Origin of the sequence: Vallitalea maricola (assembly GCF_036985595.1) — a bacterium.
Classification (GTDB): domain Bacteria; phylum Bacillota; class Clostridia; order Lachnospirales; family Vallitaleaceae; genus Vallitalea; species Vallitalea maricola.
Map to the genome: position 1 here is coordinate 1 of NZ_BTPU01000152.1, position 2,297 is coordinate 2,297.

Annotated in this window: 1 protein-coding gene; it reads left to right on the forward strand. The window is 26.0% G+C overall.

From position 1 onward, the window contains the following. The first annotated feature begins 48 nt into the window (after positions 1-48). Positions 49-2,070: an ATP-binding protein gene (locus tag AACQ14_RS23695; RefSeq protein ID WP_339366011.1), complete on the forward strand. Its 2,022-nt coding sequence runs from the start codon at positions 49-51 to the stop codon at positions 2,068-2,070. The last annotated feature ends 227 nt before the right edge of the window (positions 2,071-2,297 follow it).

Below are 2,297 nucleotides of genomic sequence, written 5' to 3' on the forward strand. Positions count from 1 at the left end.
CCCCTTAATATGTTATACTTTAACTATAACATATTAAGGGGTGTTTACATGAGAAAAAAAGTTAATTTAAAAAACGAAAGCATAGAAACTGCTGGATTTAAAAAAGATTATAGAGATGCAATTATTGAATATATTTGGAATGGTTTTGATGCAAGTGCTACAGAAGTAACCATTAATATTATATACAACAATACTCTGACAGAAACAGTGGAAGAAGTTATAATTTCTGATAATGGAACAGGTATTGATTACCATAAATTAGATGATACATTTGGAACGTTTTTATATTCTGAGAAAACAAATAAAATTAATATTGACAATATTCATGGTGAAAAAGGAAAGGGAAGATATTCCTTCTTATGTTTTGCCCAAAATTGTATATGGGAGACTAATTATATAGATAGTAAAACTCAACAGGTATATTCATATAATATTAATATTGATAATTGTGATAAGGATTATTTTGATTATAATAATCCTACACCTCAACAAGCTGATACAAAAACTGGTACTAAAGTAAGAATATATAATATTCACAATTTATGTGTAGATAGATTCGGATTAGATTTCAATCAATATATATTAAAGGAATTTTCATGGTTTTTATACTTAAATAAAAAACAAAGCTATAACATTTATATTAACTCTATTAAATTAGATTACACAACTATGATAGATGAACAACTTAGTGAAGAAATTATATTAAAAGAGGATAATAACATATTTGAAGTGTGCTTTTTTAAATGGAAAAATAAAGTAAAAGAGAAATCATATTACTATTTCATGAATGATAAAAAGAAATTAAATCACAAAAAGTATACCTCTTTTAATAAAAATGCTATTGGATTTTATCATAGCGTATATATAAGTTCTAGTTATTTTAATGAATTTTCGCTATATGAAGAAGAATTCGAGGAGCAAATTGCTTTAATTGACTTAAAGACAACTTCTGATAAGTGCTATAAGAAATTATTATTACAATTAAAAAATATTATTGAAAAAAAGAGAAAAGAGTTTGTAAATATAGAAGCACCAATTTTAATAGCAAAATTAGAAAAGAAAGAGTCTTTTCCTAGTTTTTCAGATAATAAGTATGATCAGCAAAGAAAAGAAGATTTCAAACAGGTATTAAACGAAATATATTGTATTCAACCAAAGATTTTTAGAGGGTTAAATGCTGAACAGGAAAAAACCGTATTAGGTTTTTTAAATGTACTATTAGATACAGATGAACGAGATAGTATATTAGATATAATGAGTAAAGTTATAGAATTATCTAAAGAAGAAAGAGTAGAATTATCTAATGTATTGAAAAAAACAACTCTTAATAAGGTAACAAAAACATTAAAATTAATTGAGAATAGATATAAAGTTATAGAATGTCTCAAGAAATTAGTTTATGATTTAGAAAAGTATACAAATGAACGAAACCATATTCAAAAAATAGTCGAAGAAAACTACTGGTTATTCGGTGAACAATACCATTTAGTATCAGCCGATGTAAACTTTGAAGAATCGCTTAGAAAATATTGGAAAACAATTGATGAACATAATGATAACAATAACTCAATTTCAAATAACGAAAGAAAAAGAAGACCTGATATTTTCATGTGTAGGAAAAGAATAACAGAATATAGTGATAGTAATGAATTAGAAGAAAATATTATTGTTGAATTAAAAAGACCTTCAGTCGAATTGAATAAATTAGTATATAGACAAATAGAAGATTATCGGGAACTTATTAAGGCTGAAAGAAAATTCAATAGTGAATTACGAAGGTGGAAATTTTATATTGTTAGTACTCGTGTTAACTCATTCATAAAGGATAAGTATGAGTCTAATAAAGAAAAAGGTAAAAAGTTCTTAATTGATCAAAGTGGTAATTTTGAAATTTATGCTTTAACATGGGATGATGTATTTAAAGGCTTTGAATTAAGGCATAGATATATGTATGAGAAACTTGAATTTGATAAATTAGAAATTGAGAAGGAACTTATGCTAAATGGGATTGATATTTCTCGAAAATCGGCTGATGAAATAACCGATAAAGTGATTAAATTAGCTGAATAAATAGCTATTCCTATATAATATCTGAAATAACTTAGCTGAATAGTTGTATCAAATGATAGCTCCTCAAATCAATCTCTCGCAGGGCATTGTGATTGCCCAAAGGGCAAGTAAAAGATTTTCGCCGCAAAGACCCAAAACAAACTTCTTAGGATTTGACCCTAGATGGATTGATTTATGGCTATTGGTAAATCATAAACAATAGAATAAATTAACGTGTTTTAAACAGC